Below are 339 nucleotides of genomic sequence, written 5' to 3'. Positions count from 1 at the left end.
CGGCCGGGCCGACGCCAGCGACGCCGACATCGAGGAGGCGCTCGACGTGGCGCAGGCCGGCTTCGCGCGCGAGCTCCCGTGGGGCCTCGAGACCCGGATCGGTGAGCAGGGGATGGCCCTGTCCGGCGGCCAGCGCCAGCGCCTGGCGCTCGCGCGCGCCGTACTCTCGCGGCCCCCCGTGCTCGTGCTCGACGACACGCTGTCGGCGCTCGACGTCCACACCGAGGCCCTGGTCGAGGAGGCGCTGCGCCGGGGGCTGGTCGACACGACCGGGCTGATCGTCGCCCACCGCGCCTCCACCGTGCTGCTTGCCGACCGGGTCGCCCTGCTGCAGGGCGG

General features: G+C 77.0%; 1 protein-coding gene. It reads left to right on the top strand.

Going from position 1 to position 339, the window contains the following annotated elements; translation table 11 throughout:
* A partial coding sequence (locus tag F0U47_RS20390; RefSeq protein WP_149752326.1) for an ATP-binding cassette domain-containing protein occupies positions 1–339 on the top strand: 339 nt, incomplete at both ends.

Source organism: Nocardioides antri (assembly GCF_008373765.1).
Classification (GTDB): domain Bacteria; phylum Actinomycetota; class Actinomycetes; order Propionibacteriales; family Nocardioidaceae; genus Nocardioides; species Nocardioides antri.
This window is presented reverse-complemented; position numbering and strand designations above follow the sequence as displayed.